We start from the raw sequence: 16,681 nt of genomic DNA, 5'->3' as shown, positions 1-16,681 counted from the left end.
GTCCGTGAACCCCGACAGAGGCGTCCGCGGACCGGACCTGACCACGCAGCAGCTGTACGACATCCTCCGGCTCCGGGTGGAGGTGTTCGTCGTGGAGCAGACCTGCCCGTACCCCGAGCTGGACGGGCGCGACCTGCTCCCGACGACCCGCCACTTCTGGATCGACGGGCCCGACGGCATCGAGTCCTACCTGCGGGTGCTCGACGACGGGGACGGCGTCCAGCGCATCGGCCGGGTCGTCACCGCGAAGCACGCCCGGGGCCGGGGCCTCGCCGCACGCCTGATGACCGCCGCGCTGATCTCGGTCGGGGACGCGGACAGCGTACTCGACGCGCAGACCTACGCCCGCGGTTTCTACGAGAAGTTCGGGTACGTCGCGGAGGGCGACGAGTTCGACGAGGACGGCATCCCGCACATCACGATGCGGCGCCGGCTGGCGCCGATTCGCTGATCACCTTCACCGCGGTGTCCACATCGGACTCCGTCAGGTCGGCCCGGACGGTGAGGCGCAGCCGGGAAATCCCGTCCGGGACCGACGGCGGGCGGAAGCAGCCGACCCGCACACCCTGCTCGGCGCAGCGGTCCGCCCACTCGACGGCCGATTCGGCCGAGGGCGCCTGAACCGAGATCACCGCGGCCTCCGGGTTGCTCACCCGGAACCCGGCCGCGCGCAGCTGGGCGGACAGCGTGATCGCGTTGGTCAGGACCTTCTCCGGCAGGTCGGGCTCGGACTTGAGCACCCCGAGCGCGGCCAGCGCCGCGGCCGCGCTGGCCGGCGCGAGCCCGGTGTCGAAAATGAAGCTGCGGGCCGTGTCGACGAGGTGCCGGATCACCCGGCGCGGCCCGAGGACGGCGCCGCCCTGCGCGCCGAGCGCCTTGGACAGCGAGATCGTCGTGACGACGTCCGGCTCGCCCGCCAGCCCGGCGGCGTGCACCGCGCCCCGGCCGCCGTCACCGAGCACGCCGAACCCGTGCGCGTCGTCGACCAGCAGCGCCGCGCCGTGCTCGCGGCACACCTGGGACAGCTCGGGCAGCGGCGCGAGGTCGCCGTCGACGGAGAACACCGAGTCGGTGACCACCAGCGCCCGCGGCTTGCGGCGGGTCGCCAGCGCGTGCTTGATCGCCGCCGGATCGCAGTGGCTGATCGCCGCGACGTCGGTGCGGGACAGGCGGCAGCCCTCGATCAGCGACGTGTGGATGTGCTTGTCGCTGACGATCGCCGACTCCGCCCCGGACAGCGCCGTGACGGCGCCCAGGTTGGCCGTGAAGCCCGAGGAGAACACCAGCGCGGCCTGGGCGCCGCAGAAGCGCGCCAGCTCGTACTCGAGTTCGGTGTGCAACTCGGTGGAGCCGGTGTCCAGGCGGGAACCGGTGGCGCCCGCACCCCAGCGGAGCGCGGCGGCCGCGGCGGCCCCCGCGACGCGCTTGTCGCGGGCCAGGCCGAGATAGTCGTTGCCGGCGAGGTCCAGCTCCGTCGAGGAGGCTCCCCGCGGCCGCAGCCTGCGGGTCAGCCCGGCCGCCGCGCGCTTCTCGGCGGCGGCGTCGAGCCAGTCGAAAACCTGCTCTGGGGAGGAGGAAGCCGGTAGGTTCACGTCACGCAGTGTCGCACCGAGCCACAGCTGGGGAGTGGAGGGGCCATGACCGGCACGGGACCGGCGATGATGCCGGAGGACTGGAGCCGGGCGCTCGCGGTGGTCGCGCACCCGGACGACCTGGAGTACGGCGCGGCCGGGGCGATCGCCCGGTGGACCAGGCAGGGTAAGTCGGTCGTCTACGTGCTCGCCTCGCGCGGCGAGGCCGGGATCGACAGCATGCCGCCCGAGGAGGCCGGGCCGTTGCGGACGCAGGAGCAGCTCGCGGCGGCCAGGGTCGTGGGGGTCGAGGAGGTCGAGTTCCTGGACCACCCGGACGGCCTGATCGAGAACGGGATCCCGTTGCGGCGGGACATCGCGGCGGCGGTCCGGCGGCACCGCCCGGAGCTGGTGGTGACGCTCAACCACCGCGAGTCGTTCCCCGGCGGCGGATTCAACATGGCCGACCACCGCAACGTCGGCCTGGCCACGCTCGACGCGGTCCGCGACGCCGCTAACCGGTGGCTCTTCCGCGACCTCGGGCTGGAGCCGTGGAGCGGCGTGCGGTGGGTGGCGGTGGGCGGCTCGCCGGTGCAGACCCACGCCGTGGACATCACCGGCACGTTCGACCTGGCGGTCGCGTCGCTGCGCGAGCACAAGGCGTACCTGGCCGCGCTGGGCGGGGTGATGTCCGAACCGGAGCCGTTCCTGCGCCAGTTCGCCTCGGCCGCGGGCGAACTGGTCGGCGTGCCCCTGGCCTGCACCTTCGAGCTGTTCCCGATCTAGCGCCGGACCCGGTAGGTCACGTGGGTGACCAGCGAGGTGGTGCGCGAGGAGACCGGCTCCAGGTTCAGGTCGCTGAGGCCGGCGAAGAGCCGCTCGCCCTCCCCCAGCACCAGGGGGGCGATGTGCAGGCGCAGCTCGTCGATCAAGCCGGCCGCCAGGTACTGGTTCACCGTCGAGGCGCCGCCTGCCACCGACACGTTCCGGTCGCCGGCCGCGGACCGCGCCTGCTTCAGCGCGGACTCGATGCCGTCGGTGACGAAGTGGAACGTCGTGCCGCCCTCCATCTCGATCGGTTCGTGCGGGAAGTGGGTCAGCACGAACACCGGCCCGTGGTACGGCGGCTCGTCGCCCCACCAGCCACGCCAGTCCTCGTCCCATTCGCCACGGACCGGGCCGAACATGTTGCGCCCCATGATGAACGCGCCCGCGTCGACGATGGCGTCGATCTCCGGCCGGTTCTCGTCCGGGGTCTCGAACATCCACCGGTGCAGCTGCTCGCCGCCCTCGCCGAGCGGGTCCTTCCGGGTCTGACGCGGCCCCGCCAGGAAACCGTCGGCCGACACGCCCAGGCTGCTGAACACCTTGCTCATGGTCGTCTCCTCTACTGGTTGTGGTTTGCAATCGGTTTTGAGGAACTGTACTGCTTCCGGAACCGGTTGTAAACTGCAATCGGAAGGAGAGTGGGATGACGGACGAACGCCGGTCGGGATGCCCGATCAACCTGTCGGTCGAGGTGCTCGGTGACAAGTGGTCGCTGGTCGTGATCCGGGACATGATGTTCGGCAACCTGCGGCACTTCCGGGAGCTGCTGCAGAACTCGCAGGAGGGGATCGCGTCGAACATCCTCGCGTCCCGGTTGCAGCGGCTGACGGAGCTGGGACTGGTGTCCCGCGCCCCGGACCCCACGCACAAGCAGAAGGTGATCTACAGCCTGACCGAACCGGCGATCCAGCTCGTGCCGGTGATGGCGCACCTGGGCGCGTGGGGGCGCAGGCACCTGCCGGTCACCCGCGAACTGGCCGTGCGGGCGGAGCTCCTGGAACGCGGCGGACCGCAGCTGTGGGACGAGTTCATGGACGAGCTGCGCGAACAGCACCTCGGCATCCCGCGTCCCCCGGGCCGGGAGTCGGTGTTCGCGAAGCTGCACAGCGCCTACGAAGCGGCCCTCGCCGAGCAGAGCGCATAAACCGCGGCGCCGCGCCTGCACACCGCGAGACTCACGGAAAAGGCCCACTGAACGAAAGAACCGCCGCGACCCCGGGCTGGGATCGCGGCGGTTCTGGGTTCAGCGCGTCAGCTGGCAGACGGCGTGCTGCGACGCGGGCCGCGGCCCGGACGCCCCTGGCGGTAGCCGCCACCGTGACCGCGGTCGCGGTCGCCGTAGCTGCCACCGCGACGCGGCCGCTGCGGCCCGCCGAAGCCACGCGAGCCGCCACCCCGGCGCGGGGCGGTGTCGCGCGGACGGTCCACCACCGGGACGCCGCTCGGCTCGCGGGCGCCGGTGATGTCGGACAGCTTCGCGTCACCGGGCCGCACGACCAGCTGGTCGGCGCGCACGCCGGCCTTGTCGGTCATCCGGCGCACGGTGCGCCGCTGGTCCGGCGTGATCAGCGTGACCACGGTGCCCGACGCACCGGCGCGCGCGGTGCGGCCGGCGCGGTGCAGGTAGTCCTTGTGGTCCGCGGCCGGGTCGACGTGCAGCACCAGGCTGACGTCGTCGACGTGGATGCCGCGCGCCGCGACGTCCGTGGCGACCAGCACCGTGGTGTGGCCGTCGCGGAAGTCCTGCAGGACCCGGTTGCGCTGGCCCTGCGACTTGCCGCCGTGCAGCGCGCCCGCCCGCACACCGCGCTCACGCAGCCGGTCGGTCAACCGGTCCACGTGGTGCTTGGTGCGCACGAACATGATCGTGCGGCCCTCGCGGGCGCCGATCTCGGTCACGACCGACTGCTTCTCCTGGCGCGAGACCTGGAACACGTAGTGGTCCATCGTGTCGACGCTGGCCGTGGCCGGCGCGACCGAGTGCTCGACCGGGTCGTGCATGTACCGGTTGACCAGCTGCCCGACGTCGCCGTCCAGCGTCGCCGAGAACAGCAGCCGCTGGCCGTCGCGCGGGGTCAGGTCCAGGATCTCCCGGACCTGGGGCAGGAAGCCCATGTCCGCCATCTGGTCGGCCTCGTCGATGGCGATGAACTGGACCTCGCTGAGGTCCGCGGTGCCCTGCCGGACGTGGTCGGACAGACGGCCCGGCGTGGCGATCAGCAGGTCGACGCCGCGGTGCAGCGCGTCGGCCTGCCGGGGGAAGGCCATCCCGCCGACGGCGGTCCGGCACCACAGGCCCAGCGCGCGGGCCAGCGGGGTGAGCGCGTCGCTGACCTGGAGGGCCAGCTCACGCGTGGGAACGAGGACCAGGCTGCGGGGTTTCCGCGACCGGGCCTTCCCGCCCTCGAGGCGGGCCAGCAGGGCCAGCCCGAAGGCGAGGGTCTTCCCGGATCCGGTCTGCGCCCGGCCGAGCACGTCGCGCCCGGCGAGCGCGTCCGGCAGGGTCGCCGACTGGATCGGGAAGGGTGCGTCGATGCCGGCCTTGCGCAGGGCCCCGAGCAGGGGCTCCGGCAGGTTCAGGTCGGCAAACGACTGCACGGTGGAAGTGGACTCAAGGGTGATGCTCACGCACTGCCTCTCGGACGTGGTGGTACGTCGCAAGGGAGGCCCGGTGTGCCTGCGCGCAGGCAGGCTGAAGAACAAGTTCGGCGGGCTTTCACAAGGACGAACCCGGCGCGGCTGCGCCATCGGTGGTGTGTCCGCGATCCCATGAAGGGGGCGACCCGAATTCACGTCGCCCGGTTGCGGACTGTGATCAGAATACCTGAAGACCGTCGGGGACCTCACCTCAGCCCCGCCCGCTGCCGCAGGTCGAAAGCCAGGTCATCGGCCTCGACCTGCAGACCCCGCGCGGCAAACCACGCGGAGATGTTGTGGACGTCACGGGTGAGGTACTCCGCTCCTCTCGGATTCGCCACGACATCCACGACCTGGGGCAGGTCGATGAGCACGATCCGGCCCTGGTGGACGAGGATGTTGTAGGCGGACAGGTCTCCGTGCGCGAGCCCCTCCGACGCCAGTACGTCGAGCGCCCCGATCGTCTGGAACCACAGGTCGCGTAGTTCCTCCGGCTCGGGCCGCAGCTGTGCCAGGCGTGGCGCCGCCGTGCCGTCGGGCTCTCCGACGAACTCCAGCAGCAGTTCCGTGCCGTCCCGCTGCACCGGGTACGGCACCGGCGCACCGATCGTCCACAAGCGACTGAGCGCGGCGAACTCGGCGACCGCCCACTGCTCCGCGATGAGGTTGCGGCCGAACGAGGTGCGCTGCGCCATGGCCCGGTTCTCCCGGGACCGGCGCATGCGCCTGCCCTCGAGGTAGCCGGAGTCGCGGTGGAACTGGCGGTGCTCGCTTGATCGGTAACGCTTCGCGGCGAGCAGGCATTCCCGGCTGCGGTCGGGGAGCCCGCGGCGCAGCAGGTGCACCTCGGCCTCCTTGCCGGTCTTGAGGACACCCAGCTCGGTGTCCACGGCGGCCAGTTCGGTGACCAGCCAGACCGGGTGCGGGCGCGGGCCGTGCTCGGCGCTGTCCCACGTCGAGTAGCGGTCGGCGCCGCCGGGCACCGCCGGTTCGGCGTAGCTGTCGTCCCGCACGCGGGCGAGCCGCTGCCGTTCCTGTTCGGTCAGGCGGCCGCTGCGGACGGGGTTGATCTCGTCGTCGAACCGCGGGCGGCGACGACGTGAGCGTGGTGTGAAGTCTTCGAAATCGTGCTGACGCACTGGTGGGTCTCCAAGGCTGAGGGGCCCCACCGGCGCCGTTCGATCAGGCGGGTGGGGCGGGTGGACGGGCGGCGAAGGCACGGCCCAGCACAACGACGGACACAACGCACCTCCTCCACTCGCCACCGGGGCCCAGCGCACCGGCGTTGGCGTGATCATGCCGTCGGCGGTGCTGCGGCCGCAACCGAATTAACGGCAGACTGGCGGCATGCGCGTGATCGTGATCGGCTCCGGGATCGCCGGAGCGAGCACCGCCCACCAGCTCGCCCGCCGCGGCGCCGAGGTCGTCGTGGTGGAGGCCGGCCGCCCCGGGGTAGCGACGGCCGCGGGTGCGGGCATCGTGTGCCCGTGGACCAGCCGCCGCGGCGACGACGAGTACCGCTTCGCCGCCGCGGCCGCCGCCTACTACCCGGAGCTGGTCGCCCAGCTGGCCGAGGACGGCGCGGGCGACACCTCGTTCGAGGTGGTCGGCGGCATGGTCGTGTCGGCGGACCCGGCCGAACTCGACGAGGCGTTCGCCCGGGTGAGTGCGCGCGTGGCCGGGGAACCGGCGGCGGGCGAGGTCTCCCGGCTCGATCCGGCGCAGGCCCGCGAGCTGTTCCCCGCGCTCGCGCCCGACCTGGCCGCGGTGCACGTCTCCGGCGGAGGACGCGTGGCCGGGCGGCGCATGCGGCAGGCGCTGCTCGACGCCGCGGTGGCGCGCGGTGCCCGGATCGTCGAGGGTGCGGCGGAACTGAGCGGGCGCGGCGTCCGGGTCGCGGGTGAGGAGCTGGCGGCGGACAAGGTCGTCGTCGCGGCCGGGGCGTGGAGCAGCGAGCTGGTGCCGTCGGTGTCCGTGGCGCCGCAGCGGGGCCAGATCAGCCACTTCGAACTGCCGGGCGCGGACACCGCGCGCTGGCCGGTCGTGCTGCCGGTGTCCAGCCACTACCTGCTGGCCTTCCCCGGCTCGCGGGTGGTCGCGGGCGCCACGCGGGAGACCGGCTCCGGCTTCGACCACCGCATCACCGCGGCCGGCCAGCGGGAGGTGCTGGACAACGCCCTGACCGTCGCGCCGGGTCTGGCCGACGCGACGCTGCTGGAAACCCGGATCGGCTTCCGGCCCGCCTCACCGGACGGCCTGCCGTTGCTCGGGCCGCTGGCGGAGCGGCCGGACGTGCTGATCGCCACCGGCTTCGGCCCGGGCGGACTGACCGCGGCGCCGTTCGCCGGACGGCTCGTCGCCTGCCTCGCGCTCGGCGAAGAGGTGCCGGTCGACCTCGCGCCCTACCGGCCGGAGCGGTTCACCGGTCGGTGATCAGCTCCAGTTCCTGCTCGCCGACCCGGTCGAGCGTGATGCCGGCCCGCTCGGCGGCGCTGATCAGGCCTTCCACAGTGGAGGGTTCGCGGGTGGCGGTCGCCAGCGCGGCGGCGAGCTTTCCCTTGTAGGCCTTGTTGAAGTGGCTCACGGTCTTGCCGCTCGCGGTGACCACGCGCACGGTGATCGCGCGCGGGATCCGGGCCAGCGCGGCGTAGGCGCCGGAGCGCAGGTCGACGATCAGACCGTCCACTTCGGCCAGAGCGGGCTCCAGGACCGGTCGCCACAACGACCGCAGCGAGCCGAGCGCGGGCAGGGTGGTGCCGCCGGAGAGCCGGTAGGCCGGGATGCGGTCGTCGCCGCGGGCGATGCCGAACAGGGCGGAGGCGACGGCCAGCCTGCGATCCGCCTTCGCCCGTGCGGCGGGACGCAGACCGCCGTAGTCGAGCGCGTCGTAGAGCACGCCGGTGTAGCGCTCCAGCGCGGGCAGGGTGGGCGCGCTCCAGAGCGCGGCGTTGCGCGCCACCTCGTCCTCCTGCCGCGCCGACAGCCCCAGCACGTCCAGGCTCTCCGGAACGTTGCCTGCCAGCTCCACGAGCGCGTCGGCCAGCTTGCGCCGCAGCGGGTTCAGCTCGGCGAACGACAACGCGTCGAGATCCAGCGGAGGGCCGTCCCCACCGGCGGCTTTGGTTTCCGAAGGAGGCAGCAGCACCAGCACGGCCAGCAGGGTAACTCGCGGCCGGAAAATCGCTGGGGACGGGCCGGCGGCTGTGCCTACGCTCGGCCGATGACTGTGACCTGGCGCGCACTGCGGCTGGACGACGCCGAAGCGGTGACGGAGTTGTTCGCCGCGGGCGAGAAGGTGGAGCCCACGGGGGAGGAGCACAGCGTCGCCGACATCAGGGAGAGCCTGGAGTCGCCGAACTCCCCGCTGCCCGAGGCGGGGGTCGCCGTGCTGGACGGCGACCGGATGATCGCCTACGCGATGACGGCACGCCGGACCGCCGCCGATCCGGTGCACCACATGCGGGTCGAGTCGATGGTGCACCCGGACCACCGGACGGATGCGCTCGGCGCGGAGCTGCTCCGGTGGTACGAGGAGGCGAGCTCCGAACTTCACCGGAAAGTGTTCCCGGGAGCGCCGCTGGAACTGCACGCCATGGCGCACGACAACCAGCGGTGGTACGCGTCGGTGCTGCGCCCCGGCGGCTACGAGCACGTGCGCACCTTCCTCGACATGGCGGCGGACCTGTCCGCCCTGCCGTCCGTGGAGTCCACGGTCGAGCCCGTCCGGTACGAGCCGCGGCACGAGGAGGCCACCCGGCTCGCCCTCAACGAGGCGTTCCGCGAACACTTCGGCAGCGCGCCGCTGACACCCGAGCTGTTCCGGCACCGCGTCACCGGCAGCGCGGGGTTCCGGCCGGAGCTGTCGTTCCTGACCCTCGACGGCGACCGGGTGACCGCGCTGGTGCTGTGCGTCGAACGCGGCGTGGCCGACGGCGAGGTGGTCGTCGAGTACGTCGGCACCCTGCCCGAGGCGCGGGGCCGCGGCGCGGCGAAGAGCCTGGTGGCGCGGGTGCTGCGGGAGGCCCGCGAGCGCGGCTACCGGCGGGCGGTGCTGGGTGTGGACGGCGCGAACCCGACCGGCGCGCAGCGGGTGTACGAGCGGTGCGGCTTCGCGGTGACCGGCCACTGGCACGTGCACGCGCGGTCGGTCAGCGGACGGTAAGCCGGCGGTCAGCGCTCCTGGCGAAGCTCGGGTCAACCGAGTTGAGGAGCTTCGATGAACAGGACAGTGCTGATCTCCGGCGCGAGCATCGCCGGCCCGTCCACGGCGTTCTGGCTGAACCGCCTGGGCTACGCGACGACCGTGGTCGAGCGCGCGCCCGCCCTGCGTGAGGGCGGGCAGGCCGTCGACTTCCGCGGCGAGCAGGTGTCGGTGCTGCGGCGGATGGGGTTGCTGGAGGAGATTCGCGCGCGCAAGACGTCGATGGGGGAGCAGCACATCCTGGACGCGTTCGGGAAGCGCGTGGCGAGCCTGCCTGCGTCGATGATCAGCGGTGAGGTCGAGATCCAGCGCGGCGACCTGAGCCGCGTGCTGTACGAGGCGACGAAGGACCGCACGGAGTACGTGTTCGGCGACTGGATCACGTCGCTGACGGAGACCGGCTCGGGTGTCGAGGTCACGTTCGCCCACGGCGCCCTGCGGACCGTCGACCTGGTGATCGGCGCCGACGGGCTGCACTCGGGTGTGCGGGCGCTGGCGTTCGGGCCGGAGTCGCGGTTCCGCACCGAGATGGGGTACGCGTGCGCGGGGTTCAGCGCGCCGAACCACCTGCGGCTCGACCACACCGGGCTGATCTACAACGTGCTCGGCCGGGGCGTGACGTACGCGGCGCAGGACCCGGACGGTCCGGCGAACATCGGTTTCGTCTTCGCGGCCGACGGCCTGACCTACGACCGCAAGGACGAGGACCAGGTGAAGCGGTTGATCGCCGAGGTGTACGACGGCGTCGGCTGGGAGGTCCCGCGTCTGCTGGAGGGCCTGCGCGAAGCGGCCGACCTGTACTTCGACGAGCTGGCGCACGTGTATCTGCCGCGCTACACCAGCGGCCGGGTCGCCCTGGTCGGCGACGCGGGCTGGGGCGTCGGGCCTGGCGGTGGCGGCACGGGACTGGCGATGATGGCGGCGTACGTGCTGGCGGGCGAGCTGGCCGCCGCGGGCGGGGACCACGCCGTGGCGTTCGAGCGGTACGAGTCGGAGGTCCGCCCCGCCGCCGAAGCGGGCGCGAAGCAGGCGAAGGGCACCGGCCCGTTCCTGGCGCCCCGCACCGCGCGCGGTCTGTGGCTGCGGAACCAGTCGCACCGCATGCTGACGACCCGCGTGTTCTCCGGAGTGTTCGACAAGATGACGCTGAAGGCGGCGAACACGTTGAAGCTGAAGGACTACGGGATCTGAGGCTCCCGGGAGCTGAGGGCTTCCGAGATCTCCTCGAAGGACAAGGCGGCGCCGCGGTCGTAGGCGGCCGCGAAGGCGTCGGCGCCCAGCAGCTTCTGGCAGCCCGCCGCCACCGCCGCCACGTCCTGGTCGTGCGGCCTGGTGGCGCTCCGCAGCGCCACCGCCATTCCCAGCTGTTCGGCCGCCCGCTCGGGGTCGCCGTCGAGCAGGGTCATCCCCGCCTGGCCCTCCAGCGCGTCCGCGATGTCGGTCCGGAAGTGCTGCGCCAGCGTGATGTCCAGCGCCTGCCGGTGCCGCGCCCGCGCCTCCGCCCAGTCGCCCGTCGCCTCGGCGAGCCTGCCCATCGCGGTGCAGGTCCGGGCGCTCGCCGCGTCGCCCTGCCAGTCCGTCCCCAGCATGGCCAGCGCCCGCTCGAAGTGTGCCCGCGCCCGCGCGAAGTCCCCGCGACGGCGGGCCAGCTCGCCGAACCCGCGCTCGGTGAGGCCGAGCAGCGTCGAGGCGCCCGCGCGCCGCGCGAGGTCCGCCGCGTGGCGGTGACCGGCCTCGGCGTCGGTCAGGTCGCCGTCGCGCAGCAACCGGTCCGCCCGCCGCGCCCACAGCTCGGCCAGCTCCTCCGTCGCGTTGAGCTGCCCGAGCAGGTCCATCGCCTCGTCGACGAGCCCGGCGGAGCGGTCCCGGTCACCGCGCAGGTCCGCGAGCTCGGCGAGCCCGTCGAGCACCTGCGCGGTGCCCCACCGGTCGCCGATCCGCCGGAACAGTCCGAGCGACCTCGCGAACGCCTCTTCGGCGCCCGCGCTGTCGCCGTTGAACAGGCGCAGGTAGCTCGTCGAGAAGTGCACCAGCGCCTGGAACCACGGATCGTCGTCGTCGAGCATGGCCTGTTCCAGCTCGTTCGGCCGCCGCGCCGGGCTGGGCGGACCGGCGAACAGTGCCCAGTAGACGAGCAGGTACGGCTGCCGCAGCGGCCACGGCAGCGACGGCACGATCGAATCGACCCGCCGCAGGTGCTCGTCGAGGCCGGGCGGTTCGGCGGGCGCGGCGTTGAGCACGCACAGCACGTACTCCTCCGCCAGGTCGCCGGGCGGTTCCGGGCCGAGGTTGGCCAGCAGCCGCGCGGCGAGCGGCGCGATTTCCGTGCGCACGCCCTGCAGGCGCCAGTACGACGACAACGCGCCGACGAGCCGCAGCGCCAGCGCGGTGTCCGACTCGACCGCCCAGCGCAACGCCGCGTGCAGGTTCGCCCGCTCGGCGGTCAGGCGGGCGAGCCACTCGATCTGCTCGGTGCGGCGCAGGTGCGGGTCGGCGGTCTGGGCGAGTGCCAGGAAGTGGCTGGCGTGCGCCCTGGCCACCGCGTCCCGTTCGCCCGATTCGTCCAGTCGCTCGGCACTGAACGCCCGGATCGTCTCCAGCATCCGGTAGCGCTCACCGGAAAACTCGATGAGCGACTTGTCGACAAGACTCTCGAGGAGGTCTTCGGTGTCCGGTTCGGACAGTCCGCACACGCTCGCGACCGCGTCCACCGTCGCCCCGCCGGCGAAGATCGCGAAGCGGCGCACCAGGTTCTGCTCCTCCGGCGCGAGGAGGTCCCAGCTCCAGCCGACGACGGCGCGCAGCGTCTGGTGCCGCGGCGCGGCGGTGCGGCTGCCCTTGGACAGCAGGCGGAACCGGTCGTCGAGGCGGGCTTCGAGCTGGTCCAGCGGCAGGGTCCGCAGGCGTGCCGCGGCGAGTTCGATGGCCAGTGGCAGCCCGTCGAGCGCGGCGCAGATCCGCCGCACCCGCTCGGCCGAGTCGTCGTCGAGCCGGAACCCGGGCCGCACGGCGGCGGCCCGTTCGGTGAAGAGCCGCACCGACTCGTAGCCGGTGGCCTCGGCCGCGCCGGCGCCGCGCGGCGGGGACGCGAGCGGGGGCACGGCGCACAGCGCCTCGCCGGTGATGCCGAGTGGCTCGCGGCTGGTGGCAAGCACGCGGAGCCCCGGGCTCGACGAGAGGAGCCGGTGCACGAGCTTCGCGGCGTCGGCGATGACGTGCTCGCAGTTGTCGAGGATCAGCAGCAGGCGCCGGTCGGTGAGCGCGACCTCGATGCGCCCGACCGGGTCCGGCGGGGCGCCGCCGGTGGGGAACAGGCCGGTCTCCCGCAGGCCGAGCGCGGTGAGGACGGCCTGGGCGACGTCGGCGCCGCTGGTGACGGGCGACAGGTCGACGAAGCTCACTTCGCCGTCGGCGCGGCCACCGGCCTCGATGGACAGACGGGTCTTGCCGGCGCCGCCGGGGCCGGTCAGGGTGACCAGGCGGCCGGTGCCGAGCAGGCCGGCGATGCGGGCCAGTTCCGGTTCGCGGCCGATGAAGGTGGTGAGCTGGGCGGGGATCTTCGGCGGTTCGGGTGCCGGCTCGGCGCGCAGCACGGCGAGGTGCGCGGCGGCGAGTTCCGGGGAGGGGTCGGCGCCGAGTTCGTCGGCGAGCGCGCGCCGGGCGTCCTCGAAGACGGTGAGCGCCTCGGCTTGGCGGCCGTTGGCGGCGAGCGCGCGCATGAGCAGGACGCGGGGCCGTTCCCGCAGCGGGTGCGCGGCGCACAGCTCGGTGAGTTCGCCGATCACCGCGCGGGATTCGCCGATGGCGAGGTCGGCTTCGGCGCGGTCCTCGACGGCGGCGACGCGCAGCTCGTCGAGGCGCGCGGCCTGGGCTTCGGCGAAGGGCGCGTCGCGCACGTCCGCGAGGGCGGGGCCGCGCCAGAGGTCCAGGGCGTCACGGAGCAGTTTCGCGGCGCGGGCGTGTTCGTTGGTGGTGAGGGCTTGGCGTCCGTCGCGGGCGAGGCGGGTGAAGCGGTGGAGGTCGACGCGGTCCGGTTCGACCGCGAGGCGGTAGCCGGCGGGCTGGGATTCGATGTGGGCGTGGTCGCCGAGTTTGCGGCGGAGGCGGGACACCTGGGCCTGCAGGGCGTTGGCCGCGTCGCCTGGCGGGTGGTCGCCGTAGAGGCCGTCGATGAGCCGGTCGGTGCCGACGACGCGGCCGGCGTCGAGCAGCAGGAGCGCGAGGAGGGACCGCGGCCGCGGACCGCCGAGGGGCACCGGGTCGCCGCCCGCGGAGCGCGCCTCGACAGGACCCAGGACGGCGAACCACACCCCGCGATTGTGGCGCATGGCGCGCCGGACGGGGTGAGGCTGTGCCGCGGTTCGCGGGCCGCTGCTTTACTTCACTCATGGAACCTGGGCCGCTGACGATTTCCTACGCCGTGGCTTCCGACGTCGGGCAGCGACGCGAAGCGAACGAGGACTCGGTCTACACCAGTCCGCGTCTGCTCGCCGTCGCCGACGGGATGGGCGGTCATGTCGCCGGTGAGGTCGCCAGTTCGGGCGCGGTCGCCGCGATCGCCGCACTGGACGAGCGCCTCGAGGCGGAGTCCGCGAAGGCCGACGTGGAGGCGCTGGCGGCCGCCGTGTCCGACGCCGGTGCCCGCTTGCGGGCCCAGGTCGAGGAGGACAGCCGGCTGCAGGGCATGGGGACCACGCTGACGGTGCTGGCCTGGGACGGCACGTCGTTCGCGGTGGCCCACGTCGGGGATTCGCGGGCGTACCGGCTGCGCGAGGGCGAGCTGACGCAGGTGACGCGGGACCACACGGTGGTGCAGGAGCTGGTGGACCAGGGCCGGATCTCGCCGGAGCTGGCGATGAGCCACCCGCAGCGTTCGGTGCTCACGAGGGCGCTGCAGGGCGCCGGCGAGCCCGAACCGGACCTCTTCGTGGTGGACGCAAGGCCCGGCGACAGGTACCTCATCTGCTCCGACGGCCTCTCCGACGTCGCGACGCCGGAGCAGCTGACCGAGGTGCTGACGACGGTGCCGACCCCGGAGGAGGCCGTGCAGAGGCTGGTGGAGCTCGCCAACGCGGGCGGCGGACCGGACAACATCAGCTGCATCGTGGCCGACGTGGCCGAGACGAGCGCCACCCCCTGACGCGGCTGATGTAGCGGGCTAGAGCGACGTGGCCGACGCGCCCGGCGCGGCCGACGTGGCCGACTTGGCTGGCTCGGGCTGGCGTGGTCGGCGTGGCGGGCTGGAGCGCATGGCCGGCGTGGCTCGGTGCGGCCGGTTCGGGCTGGCGCGGCCGACGTGGCTCGGTGCGGCCGGTTCGGGCTGGCGCGGCCGACGTGGCCGGCTGGAGCGACATGCCCGGCGCGGCTCCGTGCGGCCGGTTCGGACTGGCGCGGCCGACGTGGCCGGCATGGTGGCTCGGGCTGGCCTGGTCGGCGTGGCGGGCTGGAGCGACATGGCCGGCGTGGCTCCGTGCGGCTGGTTCGGGCTGGCCTGGTCAACGTGGCCGGCATGGTGGCTCGGGCTGGCCTGGTCCGCGTGCCGGCGCGGCCGGCTGGAGCTACGTGGCCGGCGCGGCCGGCATTGCTGGCCTGGTCGGCGTGGTCGGCCAGAGCTGACATGGTCGATGTGGCTGGCCCGGCTGGCGCGGCCCGCATGGTCGATGTGGTGAGCGCGGGCGGCTAGAGCTACATCGCCGGCGCGGCTGACTCGGCCTACATGGCCGACATGCCCGACGGCATTCGCGGTGTGCTTCGCCGGTGGCGGTGCGGACCGCTGCGGCCACGCACCCTAGGTGGCTGCGCCGCCGGCGGTCGGCGTGCCGCGCCCGGTGGGTCTTCCCGGCGGCGTGTCCGCGTCTGATCATGAAAACTGGTTCGCGCGTTCGTCGGCCGCGGGTACGGTCTGGGCCATGGCCTCACCGGAAGCGCTGGTATCCGCGCTGGCGGACCCCGAACGCCTGATGCTTTTCGCCCGGATTTGCACTTCGCCTGACGGGCTACCCATCGCGGAGGATCGGCACACCGCGAAACTCGCGAAGCGCCTCGTTTCGGCTGGGATCGTCACCGTTGACGGGGACCGGTACCGGGCCGTGCCGCAAGCGTTCCGAGAGTCGCTCGCCAAGCCGGCGAACGATCCGCTCGAAGCGCTGTTCAGCCGCGGCAGGCTCACCGCGATCCCGCGTCCGGGCAAGCTCCGCCAGGCCCTGCTCGTGAAGCTCGCCGAGCAGTTCGAGCCTGGCCGGGTCTACACCGAGCCGGAGGTCCGCGCGAAGCTCGCCGCGATCTACGAGGACCATGCCGCGCTCCGCCGCTACCTCGTCGACGCAGGGCTCCTCCAGCGCAGCAACGACGGCCGCGCATACGGCCGCCCCGCTGAAGCCCGGCCCGGCCTCGAGACCGACGGTCGGCGAGCCCACGTCTGAGTGCGGCTGGCGTACGGCGATCAACACCTGATTGAGCCGCCGACTTGGCCAGTTGGCGTTGAGCTGCCCAAAACTGACGCTTGAGCCGCTCGGCTCGAGGCGCCAGGTGGGCATCAACGCGGCTGCTTGCGGTGGATGCCCCGCACCACGTCGGGGCGGGTCACGTTCGCACAGGCCGACTCCCCAGCGATGTCCCCGACAGCCGTGGGGGCTCGCCCGGCCGTGACGGGACTGCCCGAGTGCTGGGCCACGTCGAGGCGCGTCGCTAGGCTGCGGGAGGTGCGGGGGCAGCGCCATTCTGCCCCCGCACCTGTCGGTCACACCGTGTCAATCACGCAGGAACCACGCTCACGCGCCGGTTCTCGACGTCGAGGCTCGCGATGCGGACCTCGACCCGTTCACCGGCTTCCGCTTCCGCTGTCCAGGCGGGCCTGGACAGCAGCCCAGGAACACCCGGCGGCAGTTCGACCAAGGCGCCGAACGGAAGCACCCGTGTCACGGTCGCGACGATGACTCCGCCGTCCGCGTGCTGGGCGAGGAAATCGCGCCACACGGCCTGCGAGACCTGGTACTGGGACATGTGATCACCTCCTGTCGCGTCGTCCCAGATGGGGAACGCAGGAGGTGGCGGCGGGCCACGGGCCCGCCGGGTGATCACGGCGCGGCCGGGAGTCCTGTCTGTGCGCGGCGCAAGGCCGACCCGGCAGTCACGGCGTCGAAGCTAGCAGCTCACAGTGCCATGCTCAACAGTCCTTCCTGTCGTAGGGTTTTCGCCATGATCGCCGCCGACCCGGACCGACTCTGCCCACGACCACAACTCGTCCGGTCCGAGTGGTTCGACCTGGACGGTGCCTGGGGCTTCGCCTTCGACGACGACGATCGCGGCCTCGCCGACCACTGGTTCACCGCCACCGAGCCGTTCGACCGGACGATCACCGTGCCGTATCCGCCCGAGTCGCAACTCTCCGGCGTGCACGCGACCGAACCGCACACGGTGGTACCAGACCACCGTGTGCGGTTCG

Annotated in this window: 15 protein-coding genes and 1 pseudogene; 9 read left to right on the top strand and 7 right to left on the bottom strand. The window is 73.0% G+C overall.

Annotated features, from left to right (window positions below; translation table 11 throughout):
- Window positions 1–4 precede the first annotated feature (4 nt).
- The gene (locus ACCP09_RS04650; protein ID WP_020418188.1) at window positions 5–451 is read left to right on the top strand and encodes a GNAT family N-acetyltransferase; all 447 of its coding nucleotides are present in this window, start codon (window positions 5–7) and stop codon (window positions 449–451) included.
- On the opposite strand, the gene ACCP09_RS04645 is transcribed toward ACCP09_RS04650, so the two are convergent.
- Window positions 417–1,592, bottom strand: a complete 1,176-nt coding sequence (locus ACCP09_RS04645) for an 8-amino-7-oxononanoate synthase (RefSeq protein WP_378336598.1) — start codon at window positions 1,590–1,592, stop codon at window positions 417–419. The two genes, ACCP09_RS04650 and ACCP09_RS04645, sit on opposite strands and share 35 nt — an antisense overlap.
- 45 nt (window positions 1,593–1,637) lie before the next feature.
- Here ACCP09_RS04645 and ACCP09_RS04640 point away from each other — a divergent pair, with 45 nt between their 5' ends.
- Window positions 1,638–2,357, top strand: coding sequence for a PIG-L deacetylase family protein (locus ACCP09_RS04640; RefSeq protein WP_123683454.1), 720 nt, complete (start codon window positions 1,638–1,640; stop codon window positions 2,355–2,357).
- Here ACCP09_RS04640 and ACCP09_RS04635 read toward each other — a convergent pair.
- Window positions 2,354–2,947 carry a dihydrofolate reductase family protein gene (locus ACCP09_RS04635; protein WP_378363026.1) on the bottom strand — a complete coding sequence of 198 codons (594 nt, stop codon included), beginning with the start codon at window positions 2,945–2,947 and terminating at the stop codon, window positions 2,354–2,356. The genes ACCP09_RS04640 and ACCP09_RS04635 overlap by 4 nt on opposite strands.
- A 95-nt stretch (window positions 2,948–3,042) precedes the next feature.
- Here ACCP09_RS04635 and ACCP09_RS04630 point away from each other — a divergent pair, with 95 nt between their 5' ends.
- Window positions 3,043–3,543 carry a winged helix-turn-helix transcriptional regulator gene (locus tag ACCP09_RS04630; protein WP_027931759.1) on the top strand — a complete coding sequence of 167 codons (501 nt, stop codon included), beginning with the start codon at window positions 3,043–3,045 and terminating at the stop codon, window positions 3,541–3,543.
- A gap of 107 nt (window positions 3,544–3,650) precedes the next feature.
- Here ACCP09_RS04630 and ACCP09_RS04625 read toward each other — a convergent pair whose 3' ends face one another.
- Window positions 3,651–5,027: a DEAD/DEAH box helicase gene (locus tag ACCP09_RS04625; protein ID WP_027931758.1), complete on the bottom strand. Its 1,377-nt coding sequence runs from the start codon at window positions 5,025–5,027 to the stop codon at window positions 3,651–3,653.
- 215 nt (window positions 5,028–5,242) lie between these two features.
- Window positions 5,243–6,175 (bottom strand): serine protein kinase RIO, encoded by a 933-nt coding sequence (locus tag ACCP09_RS04620; protein WP_123683453.1) that lies wholly within the window; start codon window positions 6,173–6,175, stop codon window positions 5,243–5,245.
- 208 nt (window positions 6,176–6,383) lie between these two features.
- Here ACCP09_RS04620 and ACCP09_RS04615 point away from each other — a divergent pair, with 208 nt between their 5' ends.
- Window positions 6,384–7,469 (top strand): NAD(P)/FAD-dependent oxidoreductase, encoded by a 1,086-nt coding sequence (locus ACCP09_RS04615; protein ID WP_433743360.1) that lies wholly within the window; start codon window positions 6,384–6,386, stop codon window positions 7,467–7,469.
- Here the strand turns inward: ACCP09_RS04615 and yaaA are convergent.
- A complete protein-coding gene (gene yaaA / locus ACCP09_RS04610) occupies window positions 7,456–8,187 on the bottom strand; it encodes a peroxide stress protein YaaA (protein ID WP_433743358.1) in 732 nt (243 codons plus the stop codon). The genes ACCP09_RS04615 and yaaA overlap by 14 nt on opposite strands.
- Before the next feature lie 69 nt (window positions 8,188–8,256).
- On the opposite strand from yaaA, the gene ACCP09_RS04605 reads away from it, so the two are divergent.
- Both ACCP09_RS04605 and ACCP09_RS04600 read left to right on the top strand, forming a co-directional pair.
- Window positions 8,257–9,198, top strand: a complete 942-nt coding sequence (locus ACCP09_RS04605; RefSeq protein WP_433743356.1) for a GNAT family N-acetyltransferase — start codon at window positions 8,257–8,259, stop codon at window positions 9,196–9,198.
- Window positions 9,199–9,252: 54 nt separating this feature from the next.
- Window positions 9,253–10,428: an FAD-dependent monooxygenase gene (locus ACCP09_RS04600; protein WP_433743354.1), complete on the top strand. Its 1,176-nt coding sequence runs from the start codon at window positions 9,253–9,255 to the stop codon at window positions 10,426–10,428.
- Here the strand turns inward: ACCP09_RS04600 and ACCP09_RS04595 are convergent.
- Complete coding sequence (locus ACCP09_RS04595) at window positions 10,416–13,547, bottom strand: BTAD domain-containing putative transcriptional regulator (protein WP_433743352.1); 3,132 nt, start codon at window positions 13,545–13,547, stop codon at window positions 10,416–10,418. The two genes, ACCP09_RS04600 and ACCP09_RS04595, sit on opposite strands and share 13 nt — an antisense overlap.
- 77 nt (window positions 13,548–13,624) lie before the next feature.
- Here ACCP09_RS04595 and ACCP09_RS04590 point away from each other — a divergent pair, with 77 nt between their 5' ends.
- Together ACCP09_RS04590 and ACCP09_RS04585 are read left to right on the top strand one after the other, a co-directional pair.
- Window positions 13,625–14,377 (top strand): PP2C family protein-serine/threonine phosphatase, encoded by a 753-nt coding sequence (locus ACCP09_RS04590; RefSeq protein ID WP_037322611.1) that lies wholly within the window; start codon window positions 13,625–13,627, stop codon window positions 14,375–14,377.
- A 769-nt stretch (window positions 14,378–15,146) separates the two neighbouring features.
- A complete protein-coding gene (locus ACCP09_RS04585) occupies window positions 15,147–15,659 on the top strand; it encodes a DUF2087 domain-containing protein (RefSeq protein ID WP_027931750.1) in 513 nt (170 codons plus the stop codon).
- A 331-nt stretch (window positions 15,660–15,990) separates the two neighbouring features.
- Here the strand turns inward: ACCP09_RS04585 and ACCP09_RS04580 are convergent, their stop codons facing one another.
- A complete protein-coding gene (locus tag ACCP09_RS04580) occupies window positions 15,991–16,239 on the bottom strand; it encodes a S1 RNA-binding domain-containing protein (protein WP_433743349.1) in 249 nt (82 codons plus the stop codon).
- Window positions 16,240–16,434: 195 nt separating this feature from the next.
- Between ACCP09_RS04580 and ACCP09_RS04575 the strand changes: the two are divergent.
- A pseudogene (locus ACCP09_RS04575) lies at window positions 16,435–16,681 on the top strand (glycoside hydrolase family 2); the annotation flags it as partial.

The sequence above is a fragment of the Amycolatopsis sp. 3B14 genome, assembly GCF_050958625.1.
GTDB classification, from domain to species: Bacteria; Actinomycetota; Actinomycetes; order Mycobacteriales; family Pseudonocardiaceae; genus Amycolatopsis_E; species Amycolatopsis_E thermoflava.
Note: the sequence above shows the minus strand (reverse complement) of the source record. Positions and strands in the feature narration are given on the sequence as shown.